Below are 19,946 nucleotides of genomic sequence, written 5' to 3'. Positions count from 1 at the left end.
GAAAAAAGCTGGAGGAATTTCTCCTCCAGCTTTCATCTAAAACTATATCTTTTACAAAATTGCCAAGCAAACAAAGTTAAGAATGAACAAGAAGTCCAAAATCCACATAACAAAGTGAACATCTTTAGCTTGACCTTTCACAATTTTAACTAATGTGTAAGTGATAAATCCAGCTGCGATACCGTAAGTAATGCTATAGCTGAATCCCATAAAAATTGATGTGAAGAAAGCTGGAATAGCTTCACTCAAATCATCCCATTTTACATTTTTAAGATTTGAAAGCATCATCACACCAACGATGATAAGGATAGGTGCTGTTGCTTGTGTAGGAACGATTGAAACAAGTGGACTAAAGAAGCTTGAAATAGCAAAGAGAACAGCTACAACAAGGGCAGTCAAACCAGTACGACCACCAGCACCGATACCTGCTGCTGATTCAACGTAAGTTGTTACATTTGAAGTACCTGCAATCGCACCCAATGTTGTACCAACTAGATCAGAATAAAGGGCACGATCAAGCGCTTGAGACTCTTTATTTTCACCAGTTGTAGCAACAATACCAACCTTCTCACCAGTACCAACAAGTGTCCCAATTGTATCAAAGATATCTGTTAAAGCAAAAGCAAGGATTGCCATTAAAACGCCTGGAATACGTGAGGCATCTGAGAACAACGACCCCAAACCTTGACTTCCAAGAGCAACACCAAACACTTCTTTCAAATCATTGATAGAAGCTGATAAGTTTGTCGCTGACCAGTTGATTGAACCAAGATCAACCACGCCCATAAAAATACCAAGAATAGTTGTTACAGCAATTGAAAGAATAACGCCACCACGAATACCTTTAACAATAAAGAAAATAGTAATAGCAAGACCAATCAATGCAAGGATAACAGCAGGTGTGTTAAAAGCAACCAAACCTGGAGTGGCTGAAGCATTAGCTGTAATTGAAGCAAGACCTTTGTCAGCACCTGTTCCAGATACTGTGTATGTTCCTGCATCAACAGAGAATTTCAAGAAACCAGCATTTTTGATACCAACGTAAGCAAGGAAAATACCAATACCTGCTGAAATCGCTGATTTTAAAGTTGCAGGAATTGACTCAATAATCAATTTACGAACTTTAGTAAGAGTAATCACAAGTGAAATAATTCCACAAATGAAAACCATCGCTAGCGCTTCTTGCCAAGTATATCCTAATGCAAAGACAACTGTATAAGTAAAAAAAGCATTAAGTCCCATACCAGGTGCCTGGGCATACGGAAGGTTTGCATAAAAAGCCATCATCAATGTACCAACAACAGCTCCTATAATAGTAGCAAGGAATACACCTTGCGTAGGCATACCAGTTTGTGAAAGAATTGAAGGGTTGACAAATAAAACATAAGACATTGCAAAGAAAGTTGTCAAACCAGCAGTTACTTCTGTACGAACATCTGTACCATGTTCCTTAAGTTTAAAAAACTTTTCCATTTTAAAATGGTTTCTCCTTTGATAGGGTTAATAATAATCGTTTTTCGTACAATTTCCGAACAACTCATATAGTCTATCAAAAAAACGTTCATTTTTCAATAACTTTATTTGAAATTTTCTCGGTCAAGAAATACCAGACATAAAATCTGAATAAATGTAAACCCTAACACAAAATGAACAGCATCCCAGCTAACAACGTCTAGAATTTCACTAATAACGGTTTTTGGACGTGTGAAAATATCCCAAGAATTCAAGCGGGCGTAACGCCCGATATGGATAGCAAAACTTGAAATAAATGACAAAACACCAATAAAAAGCAACCGTAAATAATAATTTTTTAGTTTAAAAGTAAGAACAATATTTTTAACACTTTCAATCCCACAAAGAACACCAAACAAAATACTAGACACATATAACATATACAAAATCAAACTCGTTTTGTTCCACAATACTGTGCTTGTAAATTGCATATGAACAATATCCGTTAACATATAGAAAGTATTAGGATAAAAGAATAGCCACAGAATAGCTCCTAATCCCCTTACAACTTTTTTACTTATATAATAGGAAACAAGTGAAAAATCAAGAGCCACCAAAGCTAAAAACATATTCCAAACAAGGTCTGGTCCTTCAAGATGATAATGATAAATGCCAAAAGCAATACCTCCGAAAAATAGATGAACAAAAACAATTTTTTTAGCCATGTTTTTCTCCTTTCCTTAAACAGACATTATAACAAAAAAGATTTTAAAAAGCCCTTTAAAACTAACAAATAAAGTGAGCATAACCACCAGACATGGTGGTAAAATACTAAAAAATAAAAGCCAAGGGCAACTCCTTAGCTTAATTAATCATTATCCAACAAAATAAACATCATCACCTGTACAACCATTAATCCTAGAATAAATGGCATATTAATTGTTGTCAGAGCTTTTGAGACCTGCTCAAAAATATTGAGGTGTTGTGATAAAATCACTTTCCAAGTAATCCCCAATGTTCGTAAAATCTGAAACATTAGACTAGCAAAAAATGCAATTCCCATTACAAAGAATACTTGAATATAATGATTTAATTTAAATGCATTTAAGATCAACCGTATACTCAATGTTCCAGCAATCAAGGCAAATACAAGAACTGCCAAATAAAGCATGAAAGATTTCATCCCATTTGATGTCCATAAAGCAGCAGTATCCCAAGATGTGTCAGCCACACTAAACAAGACATTCAAATTATAAGGATAGAAAAAGCACCAAAATATTAAAACCAAGCCACGTAACAAAACGTGTTTGAAATAATAGAATAAAAATCCCATTTCCAAAGTCAACAAAGCAAACAGGACGTCATTCATCAAACCATCAACGTTAGACTGATAATAAACAACTCCCAGAATAATGCCCAAGGCAAATAAGTGACTCCAAACAATTTTATACATGAATCGAAAACCTCATTTTTTATTACTACTATTATAGCATAGAAATCTTTTCTTTTAATTTTATAGTCTTTTTTGTTATAATAACAGCTATGATAAAGAAAATGATTGCACTTGATTTAGACGGCACATTGTTGCGCAGCGACAATACCATTTCAGATTATACCGTTGAAACGATTAAAAAGGTTCAAAATAAAGGGCATAAGGTCGTTATTGCAACTGGGCGTCCTTATCGTATGGCACTTGAACACTATCGCCGCCTTGAATTATCAACTCCGATGATTTCTTTCAATGGCTCGCTCACGCATTTACCCGAGAAAAAATGGGAATGGGAACATAGCGTTACGATTGACAAGCAATACCTGCTTGATATTCTTGATATGCAACAAAGCATTGAAGCAGATTTTATTGCCAGCGAGTACCGAAAAAAATTCTATATTAGCGCCCAAGACCATAATCGCGTAAACCCTCAGCTTTTCGGTGTCCCAGAAATTACTAAAAAAATGTCAATGGACATCAAAAAAATCACTAAAAATCCGAACGGCATTCTCATGCAAACACGCCATCAAGATAAATACGCTCTTGCAGAAGAGATGCGTAAACACTTCAATTACGCAATCGAAGTTGATTCTTGGGGCGGTCCGCTGAACATTCTCGAATTTTCACCAAAAGGTATCAACAAAGCCTATGCTTTAAAATATCTCCTAAAAATACTCAATATCTCTCAAGATAACTTGATTGCTTTTGGTGACGAACATAATGACACCGAGATGCTATCATTTGCTGGAACAGGCTACGCTATGAAAAATGCAAGTGACACTCTTCTGCCATTTGCCGATAAACAAAGTGAATTTTCTAATGAAGAAGATGGTGTTGCCAAAGAACTTGAAAAAATTTTTCTATAAATTTATGAAAAACTCTCTTTTTTGAGTTTTTTCTTTTTTCATTCTTTTTAAAACGTTTTCATAACATTTTCATTTTTTTGATAGGCAGTATCCGAACAAATGCTATTTTTTCTGTCAAATTCAGTCGTTTTAACCTGAGCGTTTCTGAAAATTTTTCATGATTTATGCTACTTTTTCTCAAAAAGCTATTGCTTTTTTATTGAAAACGTTTTACAATAATATTGTTCTTAAATTTCCTTGAAACGGAAAAGAATTGCCAAGTTCGCTTGGAAGGAGATTATTCTTTTTTGTTTCAACGAAAAATATTTAAAAGGAGGAAGAACAAGAATGGGTATCGGTATTATTATTGCCAGCCATGGTAAATTTGCTGAAGGTATTCATCAATCAGGTTCTATGATTTTTGGCGAACAAGAGAAAGTTCAAGTCGTAACTTTCATGCCAAGCGAAGGACCAGATGATTTGTATGCACACTTCAACGATGCTATCGCACAATTTGATGCTGATGATGAAATCCTCGTACTAGCTGACCTTTGGAGTGGTTCTCCATTTAACCAAGCTAGTCGCGTGATGGGTGAAAATCCAGACCGCAAGATGGCTATCATTACAGGTCTCAATTTGCCAATGCTTATCCAAGCCTATACAGAGCGTATGATGGACGCTAATGCAGGTGTTGAACAAGTTGTTGCAAATATCATTAAAGAGTCTAAAGACGGTGTTAAAGCACTTCCTGAAGAACTCAACCCAGCTGAAAAAGCTGCTGCTGCGCCTGTTGCACAAGCTGCACCTCAAGGTGCTATCCCAGAAGGAACTATCATTGGTGATGGTAAACTTAAAATTAACCTCGCTCGTATTGACACACGTCTTCTTCACGGCCAAGTTGCAACAAACTGGACACCAGCATCTAAAGCAGATCGTATTATCGTTGCTTCTGATACTGTCTCTAAAGACGAATTACGTAAAGGTTTGATTAAACAAGCTGCGCCAAATGGTGTTAAAGCAAACGTTGTTCCAATCAAGAAATTGATTGAAGCCGCTAAAGACCCTCGTTTTGGTAACACACATGCACTTATCTTGTTTGAAACACCTCAAGAAGCTCTTGAAGCTATCGAAGGTGGTGTGCCAATTAAAGAACTTAACGTTGGTTCAATGGCTCACTCAACAGGTAAAACAATGGTTAACAACGTTTTATCTATGGATAAAGATGATGTTGCCACATTTGAAAAATTACGTGATCTTGGCGTAACATTTGATGTACGTAAAGTTCCTAATGATTCTAAGAAAGACTTGTTTGATCTTATCAAAAAAGCAAACGTTCAATAATATGAGCTGTGTTTAACATAAAAAGTGAGCGTTTCTATACATTACCGATTATTATAAACACAAACTCAACATCCTGTTTTTATCCAAATTAAGTAAGCCGTGGTTTCTGGCTTACCTATTGCACATTGAAAACTTTTATAAACGAAAGGAACTAGAATAATGTCAGTTATTTCTATGATTTTAGTCGTTGTAGTTGCCTTCTTCGCTGGTCTTGAAGGTATCCTTGACGAATTCCAATTCCACCAACCACTAGTTGCCTGCACGCTTATCGGTCTTGTTACTGGTAACCTTGAAGCAGGTATCATCCTTGGTGGTTCACTTCAAATGATCGCTCTTGGTTGGGCTAACATTGGTGCCGCTGTTGCGCCTGATGCTGCCCTTGCCTCAGTAGCTGCTGCCATTATCATGGTCAAAGGTGGAGATTTCACAACTAAAGGTATCGCTGTTGCAACTGCGACTGCTATCCCTCTTGCTGTTGCTGGTCTTTTCCTTACAATGCTTGTTCGTACAGCTTCTGTTGCCCTTGTTCACGGTGCTGACGCTGCCGCTAAAGAAGGAAACATCGCTGCTGTTGAACGCACTCACTTAGTTGCCCTATTCCTTCAAGGACTTCGTATTGCTGTTCCTGCTGCACTTCTTCTTGCAGTACCAACTTCAGCAGTACAATCTATCCTTAACGCTATGCCGGACTGGTTGTCAGGTGGTATGGCCGTCGGTGGTGGTATGGTTGTTGCCGTAGGTTACGCTATGGTTATCAACATGATGGCTACGAGTGAAGTGTGGCCATTCTTCGCTATCGGTTTTGCTGTAGCAGCTGTCTCTGATCTTACTCTTATCGCACTTGGTACAATCGGTGTTGCTCTTGCCTTTATCTACCTTAACCTTTCAGAAAAAGGTGGAAATGGAGGCGGAACTGCTTCAGGTTCTGGTGACCCAATTGGCGATATCCTAGAAGACTACTAGAAAGGGGCACAAACATGACTGAAAAACTTCAATTATCAAAATCTGATCGTCAAAAAGTTTGGTGGCGTTCAACTTTCCTTCAAGGTTCTTGGAACTACGAACGTATGCAAAACTTAGGTTGGGCATATGCTTTAATCCCTGCCATCAAAAAACTTTATACATCGAAAGAAGACCGAGCCGCTGCTCTTGAACGTCACTTGGAATTCTTCAATACTCACCCATACGTTGCTGCTCCAATCATCGGTGTAACTCTTGCCCTTGAAGAAGAACGCGCAAATGGTGCTGAAATTGATGACACAGCTATCCAAGGGGTTAAAATCGGTATGATGGGACCTCTTGCTGGTGTCGGTGACCCAGTCTTCTGGTTTACTGTTCGTCCTATCCTTGGTGCCCTTGGTGCTTCACTTGCTATGGCAGGTAACATTGTTGGTCCACTCCTATTCTTCTTTGGATGGAACATCATTCGTATGGCATTCTTGTGGTACACTCAAGAGCTTGGTTACAAAGCTGGTTCTGAAATCACTAAAGACCTTTCAGGTGGTATTATCCAAAAAATTACTAAAGGTGCTTCAATCCTTGGTATGTTCATCCTTGCTGTCTTGGTTGAACGTTGGGTATCAATTACATTTACTGTAAATCTTCCTGCAACTCAATTGTCAGAAGGTGCTTACATTGAATTCCCTAAAGGAAACGTAACAGGTACTGAACTTCAAGGTATTCTTGGCGATGTCGCTAGCGGACTTAGCTTGACTTCTACACAAACTAATACACTTCAAGGTCAATTAGACTCATTGATTCCTGGTTTGATGGGGCTTCTTCTCACATTCTTCTGTATGTGGTTGCTTAAGAAAAAAGTTTCACCAATCACAATCATCATTGGATTGTTCATCGTTGGTATCATCGCTCGCTTCTTCGGAATCATGTAATAAAAGAAAGGAAGGATTTCGGTCCTTCTTTTTTTATTATGTTATAATAGACTAAAAGCTTATCAGAGGAGATGACATGGCACAATCAATTAATTCTACGGTAGAATTAACGACTACTGGTGTTTCTTACCTCGGTATGGGGGGAAAAGTAGGCAAATTTCTTTTAGGCAATAAAGGCTTAGAATTTTACAGCGATGCTAATGTTGAAGATTACATTCAAATTCCTTGGGAAAATATTGAAAAAATCGGAGCAAATGTTTCTCGCAATAAAGTCAGCCGTCACTTTGAAGTCTTTACTGACAAAGGTAAATTTCTTTTTGCCTCAAAAGATTCAGGAAAGATTCTAAAAGTAGCTCGCCAACATATCGGAAACGACAAAGTTATCCGTATGCTAACCTTGGTTCAAATCATTATTAAAAGACTATCAATATTTGTCAAAAGGAAATAAATCTAGTATAATAAAGAGTACGGATAAGTAAGAGTGGATCTCTTTCAGAAAGTCTGCGGTTGCTGTGAGCAGATAGAGTGATAATTCCGAAATTCTACCGTTATATCATTTAAAAATAGAAAATTAAGTGCACAGGATGTGAAGCTGGATGGAACCGCGCGATTGCGCTCCAGCAAGTTTACATGCTGTGCTTTTTGTTCATCTGAGCTTTATTTAGCCATATGAACGCTGAAGATCACTGGAGGAAAACTATGTTAGACATCAAACGTATTCGTAACGATTTTGACGAAGTCGCTAAAAAATTAGCAACACGTGGCGTTGCTGCTGAAAAATTAGTTGAATTAAAAGAACTTGACGACAAACGCCGTGAATTGCTTGTCAAATCTGAATCAGCTAAGGCTGAACGCAACACAGCATCTGCCGCTATCGCTCAAGCAAAACGCAACAAAGAAGACGCTTCTGAACAAATTGCAGCAATGCAAAAATTATCAGCAGATATCAAAGCTAATGATGCCGAATTAGCTGAAATCGATGACAAATTAGCCGAATTCACAACTACACTTCCAAATATCCCAGCCGCTGATGTTCCTGTCGGTGCTGACGAAGATGAAAACGTAGAAGTTCGCCGTTGGGGAACACCTCGTGACTTTGACTTTGACATCAAAGCTCACTGGGATCTTGGTGAAGACCTTGGCATTCTTGACTGGGAACGTGGTGCCAAAGTTACTGGCTCTCGCTTCCTTTTCTACAAAGGACTTGGTGCTCGCCTAGAACGTGCTATCTACAACTTTATGTTGGATGAACACGCTAAAGAGGGTTACACAGAAGTTATCCCACCTTACATGGTCAACCATGACTCAATGTTTGGTACTGGTCAATATCCAAAATTCAAAGAGGACACATTTGAATTAGCTGACTCTGACTATGTTCTTATCCCAACTGCGGAAGTGCCACTTACAAACTACTACCGTGGTGAAATCCTTGACGGTAAAGAACTTCCAGTTTACTTCACAGCAATGAGCCCATCGTTCCGTTCAGAAGCTGGTTCAGCTGGTCGTGACACACGTGGTTTGATTCGTCTTCACCAATTCCACAAAGTTGAAATGGTGAAATTCTCTAAACCAGAAACATCATACGACGAATTGGAAAAAATGGTGGCTAACGCTGAAAACATTCTTCAAAAACTTGGTTTGCCATACCGTGTTATCACACTTTGTACTGGCGATATGGGATTCTCAGCTGCTAAAACTTATGATTTAGAAGTTTGGATTCCAGCACAAAATACTTACCGTGAAATTTCAAGTTGTTCAAACACAGAAGATTTCCAAGCACGTCGTGCTCAAATCCGTTACCGTGACGAAGCAGATGGCAAAGTTAAACTTCTTCACACACTTAACGGTTCAGGTCTTGCCGTTGGACGTACAGTCGCTGCAATCCTTGAAAACTACCAAAACGAAGATGGTTCTGTAACAATTCCAGAAGTTCTTCGTCCATACATGGGTGGAGCTGAAGTTATCTCACCTAAATAAAAAAATATCCTGCTAGCCAATTGACTAGCAGGTGTTTTTTTTACTAAAGAAACTAGAATACAATAAAAATTCCCTTGAACCATCCTCAAACCAAGAAATTTTTCAGGATTTGAGGCTAGCACAAGCGGGATTTTTTAATATTTTCTAAAACGTTGATAACGACTTTCAAGGAGTTTTTCCAATGGTAGTTGACTAAGCTCATCTAATTCAGTGATTAGATTTGTTTTAATCATTTCAACAATTTCACTTGAAAAATAGCCATGTTCGGGAATAACTCTATCAACTACTCCCATATTATAAAGCTCACCAGCTGTGATTTTCATCAATTCAGCGGCTTCTGTCGCACGAGAGCCATCTTTCCAAAGAATAGAGGCAAAGCCTTCTGGACTCAAAATCGCATACATGCTGTGTTCGAGCATCCAAACCTTATCAGCCACAGCGAGTGCAAGAGCACCACCAGAGCCCCCCTCACCAATGATAATAGCGATAATTGGCACTTTAAGGTCGCTCATTTCAAGTAGATTGCGTGCAATGGCTTCCCCTTGTCCACGTTCTTCAGCACCAACACCAGGATATGCTCCCGCTGTATTGATAAACGTAACGACAGGACGACCGAATTTTTCAGCTTGTTTCATCAAACGTAATGCTTTACGGTAACCTTCTGGATTTGGTTGACCAAAATTGCGTTTGAGATTCTCTTGTAAATTTTTTCCTTTTTGAATACCAATAACTGTCACAGGACGACCATCTAGGCGTGCGATACCGCCAACAACAGCACCGTCATCAGCAAAATGACGATCGCCATGAAGTTCCATGAAATCATCAAAAATGAGTTCAGCGTATTCCAAGGTTGTCAAACGTCCTTGATCACGCGCTTCTTTCAATATTCTTGATACATCACTACTCATTTAGCACCTCCATGAAACGCAACTAATTTGGCAATAGCATCTGGCATTTCCGTGCGTTTAACAATCGCATCAACAAAACCATGTTCCAAAAGGAATTCTGCCTTTTGAAAATCCTCAGGCAAATTTTCTCGAACAGTTGTTTCAATAACACGTCGTCCAGCAAAGCCGACTAAAGCTTGTGGTTCAGCAATAATAATATCACCTTCCATAGCAAAACTTGCTGTCACACCACCCGTTGTAGGGTCGGTCAAAATCGTTAAATAAAACAGACCAGCTTCAGAATGACGCTTAACAGCAGCTGAAATTTTTGCCATTTGCATCAAGCTCATAATACCTTCTTGCATACGAGCACCACCTGATGCTGTGAAAATGACAACAGGTAGTTTTTCTCCAATTGCTAATTCGAATAAGCGTGTTATTTTTTCACCAACAACTGTTCCCATTGATGCCATGATAAAGTTTGAATCCATAATGGCAAGCGCCACTTTTTGCCCCTTTATCAAAGCCTTACCAGTCAAAACAGCTTCATCAAGTCCAGTTTTTTCACGTATTTTTGCTAATTTGTCTTGGTAACCTGGGAATTTAAGAGGGTCTTGCGTTTGTAGCCCAGTAAAGAGTTCCTCAAAACTTCCTTCATCTACGGTAATAGCTAAGCGCTCTTTGGCAGAAATTCGAAAATTATAAGAACAAGCTGGACAAATTTTTGCCACTCCTAAATCCTTTTGATAAATCATATGCTTACAAGCTGGGCACTTTGCAAACAATTCATCAGGTACCTCTGGTACTTCACGAGGCGCTGATTGGCTTAGGGAATTATTGGGAGTAATTCGAATGTATTTATCTTTTTTACTAAATAAAGCCATGAAATCTCCTAATCATTTTCTTTATTATAATTTGGCAAGAAAGTCTCCATCAAGAATGACGTATCGTAGTCTCCAGCGATGACATGCCCATCTGAAATTAAATCCATTTGGAATTCTGCATTTGTGGTAATACCTTCAATTTCTAACTCATAAAGGGCACGCTGCATTTTCATCAGAGCATCAAATCGATTTTCACCATGAACAATAATTTTAGCAATCATACTGTCATAATAAGGTGGAATACTATAACCATTGTAAACAGCTGAATCGACACGCAATCCAACACCACCACTTGGCAAATACAAATCTGTAATTTTACCAGGACTTGGTGCAAAATTGAATTTCGGATTTTCAGCGTTAATACGACATTCAATTGCATGACCTGTGATTGTAATATCATCTTGTGTCACAGATAATGGTTGACCTGCTGCAATACGAATTTGTTCCTTAACAATATCAACACCAGTAACAAACTCAGTGACAGGGTGTTCTACCTGAACACGTGTGTTCATTTCCATAAAGTAAAATTCTGATGTTTTCTCGTCAAGCAAGAATTCAATCGTACCTGCATTTTCATAGCGAACTGCTTTTGCGGCACGAATAGCGGCATCGCCAATTTGAGCACGCAAGGTTTTACCAATAGCAACTGATGGACTTTCTTCTAAAACTTTTTGGTTATTACGCTGAAGAGAGCAATCACGTTCACCAAGATGAACGACATTGTCATGAGAATCACCTAAAATTTGAACTTCAATATGTCGAGCTGGATAGATGACTTTTTCGATGTACATAGCACCGTTACCGAAAGCCGCCAAAGCTTCTTGTGAAGCTGATTCAAAGGCAGGTACAAGTTCTTCTGCAGATTCGACTTTTCGAATTCCTTTACCACCGCCACCAGCAGAAGCTTTTAGCATAACAGGATAACCAAGCCTATCAGCCACTTCAAGTGCTTCCTCTGCAGTAAATACCTCACCGTCAGAACCAGGAATAACAGGTACGTTTGCACCAATCATTTCAGCACGAGCATTGATTTTATCACCCATTTTATCCATGATTTCAGCACTAGGACCGATAAATTTGATGTGCATTTCTTCACACATGGTAGCAAATTTTGAATTTTCACTTAAGAAACCAAAACCTGGATGAATGGCTTGCGCTCCTGTCACAATAGCAGCTGACAAGACAGCATTCATATTAAGATAAGAATCCGTTGAACGAGCTGGACCGATACAGATTGCTTCATCAGCCAAAATTGTATGCAAAGAATTTTTATCCGCTTCAGAATAGACAGCTACCGTATTGATTCCCAATTCACGCGCTGCACGAATAATACGCACCGCAATCTCACCACGATTGGCAATTAATAATTTTTTAAACATACGTCTGCTTTTATCCTCCTATCAGGAATTGCATCTTTGCAACCCTTGTCAAAATTCTTTATGTTGTCACAGTTTACGTTAAACTACTATTCTTCTTAACTGCCAATAGCAAATGTCAATGTGCCAGAAGCTGCTAATTTCCCGTCAACTTCTGCTTTTGCTTCAACTACAGCAATTGTACCACGACGTTTGACAAATTTTGCTGTCATCACCAATTGGTCACCTGGAACAACTTGTTTCTTGAAGCGAACTTTATCCATTCCAGCGTAGAAAACTAGTTTCCCTTTATTTTCTTCTTTTGAAAGTTCCAAAACACCAGCAGTTTGCGCAAGAGCCTCCATAATAAGAACACCTGGCATTACTGGATATTCTGGAAAATGACCATTGAAAAACGGCTCATTGATTGTCACATTTTTAATCGCAACAATTTCATCGTCACTCACTTCAAGCACACGGTCAACCAAAAGCATTGGGTAACGGTGTGGCAAAGCTTCACGAATTTGTTTAATATCAATCATTTAATACGTACCAATCCTTGTCCAAATTCAACAACATCTTCGTTATTTACCATAATTTCTGTGACAATACCATCGTTTGGAGCTGGAATTTCATTCATCACTTTCATTGCCTCAATAATCAACAATGTTTGACCTTTTTTAACAGAATCTCCAACTGAAACAAAGGCTGGTTTATCAGGAGCTGGAGCAAGATAAGCCACACCAACAAGCGGACTTGTTACTTCATCACCTTCAGCAAAAATATCAGTATCAACAACTGTTTCTTCAAAATCGCTTGCTGCTTGCGCAGGGGCTACGGGAGCAGTTGCTGCTACTTCAACTGGTGCCGCAGCAGGAGCTTGACTAGCTTGTTGTGGTACTACTGGTGAAGTGTATTCATTTTTGCTAAATGTCAATTCAGCTTCACCTGTTTTAAATGAAAATTCACGTAAACTTGATTGGTCAAATTGTGCCATCAAATCTTTTACTTCTGAAATATTCACCATTACGCCTCCCAACGTTTAAATGCTAAAACAGCATTGTGTCCACCAAAGCCAAATGTATTTGAAATAGCATATTCTAGCTCTGCTTCTTGACCTTGTCCATAAACGACATTGGCTTCAATATCTTCTGACAACTCACATGTACCAGCTGTCATTGGAATGTAGTTATGACGAAGTGCTTCGATAGTAGCAACAGCTTCAACAGCACCAGCAGCACCAAGAAGGTGACCAGTAAATGATTTTGTTGAAGAAACTGGAACATCTTTACCAAGAACTGTTACGATAGCTTTGCTTTCGCCTTTTTCATTGGCTTGTGTAGAAGTACCGTGTGCATTTACATAGTCCACATCTTCTGGAGAAATACCTGCTTCTTTAATAGCCAATTTAATCGCTTTAGCCGCACCAGAACCGTCTGGTGTTGGTGTTGTTTGGTGATAAGCGTCACAGTTGCTACCATAACCAACAACTTCAGCAAGGATTGTTGCACCACGTTTTTGAGCGTGTTCAAGGCTTTCAAGAACAAGGACACCTGCACCTTCACCCATCACAAAACCGTTACGGTCTTTATCAAATGGAATAGCAGAGCGAGCTGGATCTTCTGTTGTTGAGAGGGCAGTCAGAGCATTGAAACCACCAATACCGATTTCATTGATTGCTGATTCAGCACCACCAGCTAAGATAACATCGTGATAACCAAATTTAATTTCGCGGAAAGCTTCACCGATTGCATCATTAGATGAGGCACAAGCTGTTGTGATTGATTTACATACACCACGAGCACCAATACGCAAAGCAATGTTTCCTGCAGCCATATTTGACAAAGCTTTTGGAATGAACATTGGTTGAATACGTTTGATTCCCTTTTCGTGCATACGAATAATTTGCTCCTGCATTTCTTGCAAACCACCGATACCAGATGACACGATAACACCTGTACGGTCACGATCAACAGTGTCCATATCAAGTTTTGCATTTTCAAGAGCTTCTAAAGTCGCATAAATCGCATAAAGTGAATATTGGTCCATACGATTTTTATCTTTGCGAACAAAATATTTATCAAATGGAAAATCGTGAATTTCACCAGCATTGTGAACAGGAATTTCAGAATTATCAAATTTAGTGATTGGTCCAATACCAATTTTACCGTCGTGAAGATTATGCCAAAATTCTTCGGGTGTATTGCCAATAGGGGATGTTAAACCGTAACCTGTAACTACAACTCTATTTAATGTCATTTTTATCTCCTTTGAAGAGAAATTTTCAATTCTAATTAAAATCATTAAGACAAAGCAACCGATTATTGCATTGTCATACCACCGTCAATAGCTATCACTTGACCTGTCAAGTAATCTTGCTGTGCTAAGAAACTAGCAATAGAAGCCACCTCTTCAGCTTTACCAATGCGTTTCATTGGAATTCCCGCTAAAATTGCTTCTTGCATTTTTTCAGGAATCGCATCAGTCATATCTGATTCAATAAAACCAGGGGCAATAGCATTGACACGAACACCGCGTGCAGCTACTTCACGAGCAACTGATTTCGTAAAACCAATCAAACCAGCTTTTGAAGCAGCGTAGTTAGCTTGTCCAACGTTACCAGTCAAACCAACAACACTTGATAGGTTAATGATAGCACCTTGACGAGCACGTGTCATCGGTTTTAAGACTGATTGTGTCATGTTAAACGCACCAGTCAAATTAACTTTAAGCACAGACTCAAAATCAGCTTCTGACATTTTTAGCATTAATTTATCATTGGTAATACCCGCGTTATTAACTAAAACATCAACAGAACCAAGCTCATTGATAGCTTCATCAACCATACGCTTAGCATCATCAAAATTTGACACATCACCTGAAATAGCAATTACTTTAACGTGATAGTCTTTAAAGCTATCAATCAAATCTTGCGAAATTTCAGAACGCCCATTAAGGACAATATTAGCACCAAGACCAGCAAATTGGCGTGCGATAGCTAAACCAATTCCACGAGTTGAACCCGTTACGAAAACATTTTTATCTTTGATTTCCATGATTTTCTCCTATTTTTCTAGAAAAGCTTCTAAACTAACTTCATCTTCAACCGTTGAGACTGGAATAGCCTTATCGATTTTACGAAGAAATCCGCTCAAAACTTTACCAGGACCAATTTCGATAACTTCTGTCATTCCAAGCTCACGCATTGTTTCGATAGAATCATAAAAACGAACAGACTCTTTAACTTGTCTAGCAAGTAAAGATTTAATATCAGCACGGTCCATAACTTTTGCTTCTGTATTGCCAATTAAAGGAACTTGAAATTCAGAAAACGTCACTTTATCAAGAACCTCTACCAAACGTTCACTAGCAGATTGTAGTAAAGCGGTATGGAAAGGCCCTGAAACTTTCAAAGGAATCAAGCGTTTTACACCTGCTTCTTTTAGCAACTCAACGGCATAGTTAACGGCTTCTATTTCTCCACCGATAACGATTTGTGCAGGTGTATTGTAGTTAGCAGGTGTTACAATTCCCTTGCTAGAAGCCTTTTGACAAATTTCTTCAATCAATGAAGCCTCTGTATTCATGACAGCAACCATTTTTCCAGTACCAGCTGGCGCTGCTGTTTCCATAAATTCACCGCGCTTCGCAACAAGCGCAACGGCATCTTCAAAACTTAAAGCACCTGAAGCCACCAAAGCAGAATATTCACCAAGAGAAAGACCAGCCACCATATCAGGACGATATCCCTTTTCTTGCAACAAGCGGAAAATAGCAACCGAAGTTGTCAAAATCGCTGGTTGAGTATAGCGAGTTTGGTTGAGTTTATCTTCTTCATTGTTAATTAATTCATGAATATCATATCCGAGAATACTACTAGCTTGTTCAAAAGTTTCTCTAACAATAGGATATTTTCCATATAAATCACTTGCCATTCCAAGCTTTTGAGCCCCTTGACCGGCAAATAAAAAGGCTATTTTTGTCATTAAATCCTCCTAAGCGGGAAAATTGATTTATCTTATATTAATTTTTTTAGTCTTTATTACTAATCAGACCAACGTTCAGCTTCTTCTAAGATGATTTTTTGAGCACCATAGTAAAGGTCTTTTAAAATTTCTTCACAAGTTTCTTCTTTACGAATAAGCCCTGCAATCTGACCGGCCATAACTGAACCAGTAACAACATCACCGTCAACAACCGCATTACGTAAAGCACCGGCACCAAGCACTTCAATATCTTCTGCCGTCTTACGTCCAGCTAGAAAATCTTTTTCAGCATGGGCATATGATGTTGTTAATTTGTTTTTGATAGCACGAACTGGGTGTCCAACAACTGACGCTGAAATAACTGTATCAATATCTTTTGCTTTTAAGATTTTATCTTTAAAATTTTGATGTGCATTAGATTCTTTAGAAACTGCAAAGCGTGTTCCAACTTGAATAGCTTCCGCACCAAGCATAAAGATTGCTGCAGCACCACGTCCGTCGCCAACACCACCAGCACCGATAACAGGAATATTTACCGCATCCACAACTTGACGAACAAGTGTCATTGTTGTCAATTTACCAATGTGCCCACCAGCTTCCATACCTTCTGCGATAACCGCATCAGCACCTAATTTTTCCATACGTTTTGCAAGAGCAACACTTGGAACAACCGGAATAACTGTAATACCTGCTTCATGGAAACGTTCCATGTATTTACCAGGGTTACCAGCACCTGTTGTGACAACTTTTACACCTTCTTCAATGACTAAATCTACAATATCATCAACAAATGGTGATAAAAGCATAATATTGACACCAAAAGGTTTGTCTGTAATTTTTTTAACTTTATCGATATTAGCTTTAACAACTTCCTTTGGGGCATTGCCACCACCGATAATACCTAAGCCACCAGCATTAGAAACAGCACCAGCTAAGTCGCCGTCAGCAACCCATGCCATTCCTCCTTGAAAAATTGGATATTTTATATTTAATAATTCTGTTATACGTGTTTTCATATTAAACCTTCTTAGTCTTTATAAAACAATAATTTGATAGTCAAACTATCATAATAAGAAGAGAGGGAGTAAGATAAGCACTAATGTCTTAGTTACATATCCCACAACCCTTCCTACTAAATATAGTGGAGTTAGTTTTTAGCACCAACTCCAGCCATGCTATTATTTTGTTTTTTCTTCAACGTAAGCAACCAAGTCACCTACAGTATTAAGACCTTCTTCAGTTTCAATTTGGATGTCGAATTCATCTTCGATTTCTGAAATAACTTGGAAAACATCAAGTGAATCAGCATCAAGTTCATCGAAAGTAGTTTCCAATTTTACTTCATCTGTCTCTTTACCAAGTTCTTCAACGATAATTTCTTGTACTTTTTCAAATACTGCCATGATTATTTCTCCTTATAAATATAAATAAAAATTTTATCTTGTGCTTATACACAAGTTTGTAACTAGATTTTAACAATTAGACTGCCCCATGTCAAACCTCCACCAAAAGCAGAGAAAAGAACTGTTTGTGAACCGTCTAATTTAATGTATCCTTTATCAACATACTCAGATAAAAGAATCGGAACACTTGCTGCACTGGTATTTCCATATTCCATCATGTTAGCTGGAAGTTTATCTACATCAACACCAATTTTTTTAGCAATTTTATCTAAAATACGGATATTAGCTTGGTGTAAAAACAAATAATCCAAATCTTCAGCTGCCACATCAGAAGCTTCAATTAAAGCCTTGATACTCTTAGAAACGTCACGGATTGCAAAATCAAAAATTGCTCTACCATCCATTTTTAAGAATTTATCATCAGTTTCTTCTTCTGAAAATGGCGAAGACAAGCCAACCTTCCCTGAAGTTAAACTAAACCCACGACTGCCGTCTGTGTGTAGTGATTCTGCTAAGAAATGTTTTGTTTCGGAAGCCTCAATCAAGACACCACCAGCACCATCTCCAAATAAAACTGAACTGCTACGTTCAGACCAGTCTAACGTTTTTGACAAAGTCTCAGCACCAATCACAATTCCTCTTTTGTACATACCTGACTGGATGAATTTATCCGCAGTTGCCAAAGCAAATACAAAACCACTACATGCTGCTGTCAAATCCATTGCAAAGGCATTAACCGCACCAACATTCGCTTGAATACGTGCCGCAGTAGAAGGCATTAAACTATCAGGGGTTATCGTTGCAACAATGATGAAGTCAATATCTTCAGCCGATAAACCAGCTTTAGAAATCAATTGCTTGGCAACTTGTGTCCCTAAATCGCTAGTTGTTTCATTTCGAGTGATGTGCCGTCTTCTGATACCAGTACGTGATGAAATCCACTCATCACTAGTATCCATAATTGCAGACAAATCATCGTTTGTAATCACTTGTTCAGGGGCATAAGCTGCTGCCTGAGCAATTCTTGCAAATACCATTATTACATTAACTCCTCAAGAAACTTATGAAGATTCTTCAACCCTTGAGCCAAGGCTTCAAATTCCTCTTCATTCATATCTTCCGCAATATGGATAACCATATTTTTGTGGAATTTATGATGAAGTCTGTCTAGTAATCTTCCTTTTTTTGTCAAAGTTAAGTGAACAACACGGCGATCCAATTTTGAACGTCGTCTTTCAATATAACCTTTTGCCTCAAGTTTATTCAGGCTAGTGGTTATTGTTCCGAGCGTTAACATCAACTCACGAGCAATATCACTTGGAGTAACATTAGAATTTTTACCAATAATCTCAATGGTATGCATTTCTTTTAATGAAACATCATTGAACTGACTTGTTCTTAGACTTGTCTCTTCAATGACTTGAACACGATTAAAAATATCAACAAGGTATTCATTGATTCGATTATAATCCAAGACCTCACCTCCTAAATAAACTTTGACAGTCAAAGTATATCAAACATCAAAACATTTTGCAAGATATTTAAGAATCTTTCATTCAATAATTTTAAAATCAAATCATTCTCTTACATTATTTTCCTGAAAATTTTGGACGACGTTTTTCAGTAAAAGCACGGACGCCCTCTTTAAAGTCTTCTTTAAATGCTAGTTCTTCTTGAAGTTGCAATTCAAGTGATGTATAATCTTCCCAGCCTTCAAAAGATGCCTTCCATGACATTTCTTTAATCGCTCGGTAAGAATTTGCTGCGCCTCGTAACAAACGTTTTGTAAGTTGATTTGTTGTTCTTTCAAGCTTTTCAGATTCACATAGTCGGTAAACAATGCCATATTCAAGCGCTTTTTGGGCATTTAAACCTTCCCCAGTCATTGCCAATTGAATGGCACGAGTTGTACCAATTGCACGACTCATTAAGAAAAGACCTCCAGCATCTGGCGCAAGACCTATACCAACAAAAGCTTGAATAAATTTAGCTTTTTCACTAGCAACAACAAAATCTGCAGCGACAGCCATATTTGCAGCTGCTCCCGCAACCGCACCATCTACACTCATAATAATTGGTTTTGGTAATTTTTTCATTACAAATGAAATTTTATTAACCAAACTAGCAATTTCAACCAATGATTCAACATTGTCAGATTCTACAGCACGTTGCATTTCTGCCAAATCACCGCCAATTGAAAAAACTTTTCCAACTGCCTTAATAACCAAAATCTTGACAGAATCCTCTGATTTAACGTTACCTAAAACCTCAAGAATCTCTTGACATGTCGGGATATTAAAACCGTTTGAAATATCAGGACGATTCAAGGTTAAAGTTGCCACTTCGCCCTTTTCATAAATAACATTATTAAAAGACATCTATTTACCTCCAATAAATAGGACAAAAATAGTTTGATGATTTAACTATTTAGCAAATGC

Annotated in this window: 22 protein-coding genes; 6 read left to right on the top strand and 16 right to left on the bottom strand. The window is 38.3% G+C overall.

Annotated features, from left to right (window positions below; all coding sequences use genetic code 11):
* Positions 1-51: 51 nt before the first annotated feature.
* The 3 genes from E8M05_RS02015 to E8M05_RS02005 form a co-directional block, all read right to left on the bottom strand.
* Entirely contained in the window at positions 52-1,473 is a 1,422-nt protein-coding gene (locus E8M05_RS02015) for an NCS2 family permease (RefSeq protein ID WP_013851479.1), read from the bottom strand.
* A gap of 104 nt (positions 1,474-1,577) precedes the next feature.
* The gene (locus E8M05_RS02010) at positions 1,578-2,177 is read right to left on the bottom strand and encodes a DUF1361 domain-containing protein (RefSeq protein WP_003063380.1); all 600 of its coding nucleotides are present in this window, start codon (positions 2,175-2,177) and stop codon (positions 1,578-1,580) included.
* Between the two features lie 143 nt (positions 2,178-2,320).
* Positions 2,321-2,905 carry a hypothetical protein gene (locus tag E8M05_RS02005; RefSeq protein WP_013851478.1) on the bottom strand — a complete coding sequence of 195 codons (585 nt, stop codon included), beginning with the start codon at positions 2,903-2,905 and terminating at the stop codon, positions 2,321-2,323.
* A gap of 89 nt (positions 2,906-2,994) precedes the next feature.
* On the opposite strand from E8M05_RS02005, the gene E8M05_RS02000 reads away from it, so the two are divergent.
* The 6 genes from E8M05_RS02000 to serS all read left to right on the top strand — a co-directional run bounded on the left by E8M05_RS02000 (position 2,995) and on the right by serS (position 8,993).
* Positions 2,995-3,807, top strand: a complete 813-nt coding sequence (locus tag E8M05_RS02000) for a Cof-type HAD-IIB family hydrolase (protein WP_003063376.1) — start codon at positions 2,995-2,997, stop codon at positions 3,805-3,807.
* A 327-nt stretch (positions 3,808-4,134) separates the two neighbouring features.
* The gene (locus E8M05_RS01995; RefSeq protein WP_013851477.1) at positions 4,135-5,127 is read left to right on the top strand and encodes a PTS sugar transporter subunit IIB; all 993 of its coding nucleotides are present in this window, start codon (positions 4,135-4,137) and stop codon (positions 5,125-5,127) included.
* A gap of 159 nt (positions 5,128-5,286) precedes the next feature.
* Complete coding sequence (locus tag E8M05_RS01990) at positions 5,287-6,090, top strand: PTS mannose/fructose/sorbose transporter subunit IIC (protein WP_003063373.1); 804 nt, start codon at positions 5,287-5,289, stop codon at positions 6,088-6,090.
* 14 nt (positions 6,091-6,104) lie between these two features.
* A complete protein-coding gene (locus E8M05_RS01985; protein WP_003063371.1) occupies positions 6,105-7,016 on the top strand; it encodes a PTS system mannose/fructose/sorbose family transporter subunit IID in 912 nt (303 codons plus the stop codon).
* 76 nt (positions 7,017-7,092) lie between these two features.
* On the top strand, positions 7,093-7,464 hold the full coding sequence (locus E8M05_RS01980) for a DUF956 family protein (RefSeq protein WP_013851476.1): 372 nt from the start codon (positions 7,093-7,095) through the stop codon (positions 7,462-7,464).
* 251 nt (positions 7,465-7,715) lie between these two features.
* Complete coding sequence (serS, locus tag E8M05_RS01975) at positions 7,716-8,993, top strand: serine--tRNA ligase (RefSeq protein WP_013851475.1); 1,278 nt, start codon at positions 7,716-7,718, stop codon at positions 8,991-8,993.
* Positions 8,994-9,127: 134 nt separating this feature from the next.
* Here the strand turns inward: serS and E8M05_RS01970 are convergent, their stop codons facing one another.
* The 13 genes from E8M05_RS01970 to E8M05_RS01910 form a co-directional block, all read right to left on the bottom strand.
* Positions 9,128-9,901: an acetyl-CoA carboxylase carboxyl transferase subunit alpha gene (locus E8M05_RS01970; RefSeq protein ID WP_003063365.1), complete on the bottom strand. Its 774-nt coding sequence runs from the start codon at positions 9,899-9,901 to the stop codon at positions 9,128-9,130.
* On the bottom strand, positions 9,898-10,764 hold the full coding sequence (gene accD / locus E8M05_RS01965) for an acetyl-CoA carboxylase, carboxyltransferase subunit beta (RefSeq protein ID WP_013851474.1): 867 nt from the start codon (positions 10,762-10,764) through the stop codon (positions 9,898-9,900). Before accD ends, E8M05_RS01970 begins: the two co-directional genes overlap by 4 nt.
* An 8-nt stretch (positions 10,765-10,772) precedes the next feature.
* On the bottom strand, positions 10,773-12,143 hold the full coding sequence (accC, locus tag E8M05_RS01960) for an acetyl-CoA carboxylase biotin carboxylase subunit (RefSeq protein ID WP_013851473.1): 1,371 nt from the start codon (positions 12,141-12,143) through the stop codon (positions 10,773-10,775).
* A 95-nt stretch (positions 12,144-12,238) separates the two neighbouring features.
* Positions 12,239-12,661 (bottom strand): 3-hydroxyacyl-ACP dehydratase FabZ, encoded by a 423-nt coding sequence (gene fabZ, locus E8M05_RS01955; RefSeq protein WP_009853419.1) that lies wholly within the window; start codon positions 12,659-12,661, stop codon positions 12,239-12,241.
* A complete protein-coding gene (gene accB, locus E8M05_RS01950; protein WP_043910357.1) occupies positions 12,658-13,143 on the bottom strand; it encodes an acetyl-CoA carboxylase biotin carboxyl carrier protein in 486 nt (161 codons plus the stop codon). Before accB ends, fabZ begins: the two co-directional genes overlap by 4 nt.
* Positions 13,144-13,145: 2 nt before the next feature.
* Entirely contained in the window at positions 13,146-14,378 is a 1,233-nt protein-coding gene (fabF, locus tag E8M05_RS01945) for a beta-ketoacyl-ACP synthase II (RefSeq protein WP_013851471.1), read from the bottom strand.
* Between the two features lie 62 nt (positions 14,379-14,440).
* On the bottom strand, positions 14,441-15,175 hold the full coding sequence (fabG, locus tag E8M05_RS01940; protein WP_013851470.1) for a 3-oxoacyl-[acyl-carrier-protein] reductase: 735 nt from the start codon (positions 15,173-15,175) through the stop codon (positions 14,441-14,443).
* 9 nt (positions 15,176-15,184) lie between these two features.
* Positions 15,185-16,105, bottom strand: coding sequence for an ACP S-malonyltransferase (gene fabD, locus E8M05_RS01935; RefSeq protein ID WP_048791311.1), 921 nt, complete (start codon positions 16,103-16,105; stop codon positions 15,185-15,187).
* Between the two features lie 59 nt (positions 16,106-16,164).
* Complete coding sequence (gene fabK / locus E8M05_RS01930; RefSeq protein WP_003063349.1) at positions 16,165-17,121, bottom strand: enoyl-[acyl-carrier-protein] reductase FabK; 957 nt, start codon at positions 17,119-17,121, stop codon at positions 16,165-16,167.
* A 162-nt stretch (positions 17,122-17,283) separates the two neighbouring features.
* A complete protein-coding gene (locus E8M05_RS01925) occupies positions 17,284-17,508 on the bottom strand; it encodes an acyl carrier protein (RefSeq protein ID WP_003063346.1) in 225 nt (74 codons plus the stop codon).
* 62 nt (positions 17,509-17,570) lie between these two features.
* Entirely contained in the window at positions 17,571-18,545 is a 975-nt protein-coding gene (locus E8M05_RS01920; protein ID WP_003063343.1) for a beta-ketoacyl-ACP synthase III, read from the bottom strand.
* A 2-nt stretch (positions 18,546-18,547) separates the two neighbouring features.
* Complete coding sequence (gene fabT / locus E8M05_RS01915) at positions 18,548-18,982, bottom strand: fatty acid biosynthesis transcriptional regulator FabT (RefSeq protein ID WP_012961424.1); 435 nt, start codon at positions 18,980-18,982, stop codon at positions 18,548-18,550.
* Positions 18,983-19,097: 115 nt separating this feature from the next.
* Positions 19,098-19,886: an enoyl-CoA hydratase gene (locus tag E8M05_RS01910; RefSeq protein ID WP_003063335.1), complete on the bottom strand. Its 789-nt coding sequence runs from the start codon at positions 19,884-19,886 to the stop codon at positions 19,098-19,100.
* Between the last annotated feature and the right edge of the window lie 60 nt (positions 19,887-19,946).

The organism is Streptococcus pasteurianus (assembly GCF_004843545.1).
Classification (GTDB): domain Bacteria; phylum Bacillota; class Bacilli; order Lactobacillales; family Streptococcaceae; genus Streptococcus; species Streptococcus pasteurianus.
This window is presented reverse-complemented; position numbering and strand designations above follow the sequence as displayed.

Bases quoted from the DNA above. Each gene is read 5' to 3' on its own strand.
- fabD (WP_048791311.1), bottom strand. From the start codon at position 16,105: ATGACAAAAATAGCCTTTTTATTTGCCGGTCAAGGGGCTCAAAAGCTT.
- E8M05_RS01910 (WP_003063335.1), bottom strand. From the start codon at position 19,886: ATGTCTTTTAATAATGTTATTTATGAAAAGGGCGAAGTGGCAACTTTA.
- fabG (WP_013851470.1), bottom strand. From the start codon at position 15,175: ATGGAAATCAAAGATAAAAATGTTTTCGTAACGGGTTCAACTCGTGGA.
- E8M05_RS02015 (WP_013851479.1), bottom strand. From the start codon at position 1,473: ATGGAAAAGTTTTTTAAACTTAAGGAACATGGTACAGATGTTCGTACA.
- fabK (WP_003063349.1), bottom strand. From the start codon at position 17,121: ATGAAAACACGTATAACAGAATTATTAAATATAAAATATCCAATTTTT.
- accD (WP_013851474.1), bottom strand. From the start codon at position 10,764: ATGGCTTTATTTAGTAAAAAAGATAAATACATTCGAATTACTCCCAAT.
- E8M05_RS01995 (WP_013851477.1), top strand. From the start codon at position 4,135: ATGGGTATCGGTATTATTATTGCCAGCCATGGTAAATTTGCTGAAGGT.
- E8M05_RS01980 (WP_013851476.1), top strand. From the start codon at position 7,093: ATGGCACAATCAATTAATTCTACGGTAGAATTAACGACTACTGGTGTT.
- E8M05_RS01985 (WP_003063371.1), top strand. From the start codon at position 6,105: ATGACTGAAAAACTTCAATTATCAAAATCTGATCGTCAAAAAGTTTGG.
- E8M05_RS01970 (WP_003063365.1), bottom strand. From the start codon at position 9,901: ATGAGTAGTGATGTATCAAGAATATTGAAAGAAGCGCGTGATCAAGGA.
- accC (WP_013851473.1), bottom strand. From the start codon at position 12,143: ATGTTTAAAAAATTATTAATTGCCAATCGTGGTGAGATTGCGGTGCGT.
- fabZ (WP_009853419.1), bottom strand. From the start codon at position 12,661: ATGATTGATATTAAACAAATTCGTGAAGCTTTGCCACACCGTTACCCA.
- serS (WP_013851475.1), top strand. From the start codon at position 7,716: ATGTTAGACATCAAACGTATTCGTAACGATTTTGACGAAGTCGCTAAA.
- E8M05_RS01990 (WP_003063373.1), top strand. From the start codon at position 5,287: ATGTCAGTTATTTCTATGATTTTAGTCGTTGTAGTTGCCTTCTTCGCT.
- E8M05_RS02005 (WP_013851478.1), bottom strand. From the start codon at position 2,905: ATGTATAAAATTGTTTGGAGTCACTTATTTGCCTTGGGCATTATTCTG.
- E8M05_RS01925 (WP_003063346.1), bottom strand. From the start codon at position 17,508: ATGGCAGTATTTGAAAAAGTACAAGAAATTATCGTTGAAGAACTTGGT.
- E8M05_RS02010 (WP_003063380.1), bottom strand. From the start codon at position 2,177: ATGGCTAAAAAAATTGTTTTTGTTCATCTATTTTTCGGAGGTATTGCT.
- E8M05_RS01920 (WP_003063343.1), bottom strand. From the start codon at position 18,545: ATGGTATTTGCAAGAATTGCTCAGGCAGCAGCTTATGCCCCTGAACAA.
- fabF (WP_013851471.1), bottom strand. From the start codon at position 14,378: ATGACATTAAATAGAGTTGTAGTTACAGGTTACGGTTTAACATCCCCT.
- E8M05_RS02000 (WP_003063376.1), top strand. From the start codon at position 2,995: ATGATAAAGAAAATGATTGCACTTGATTTAGACGGCACATTGTTGCGC.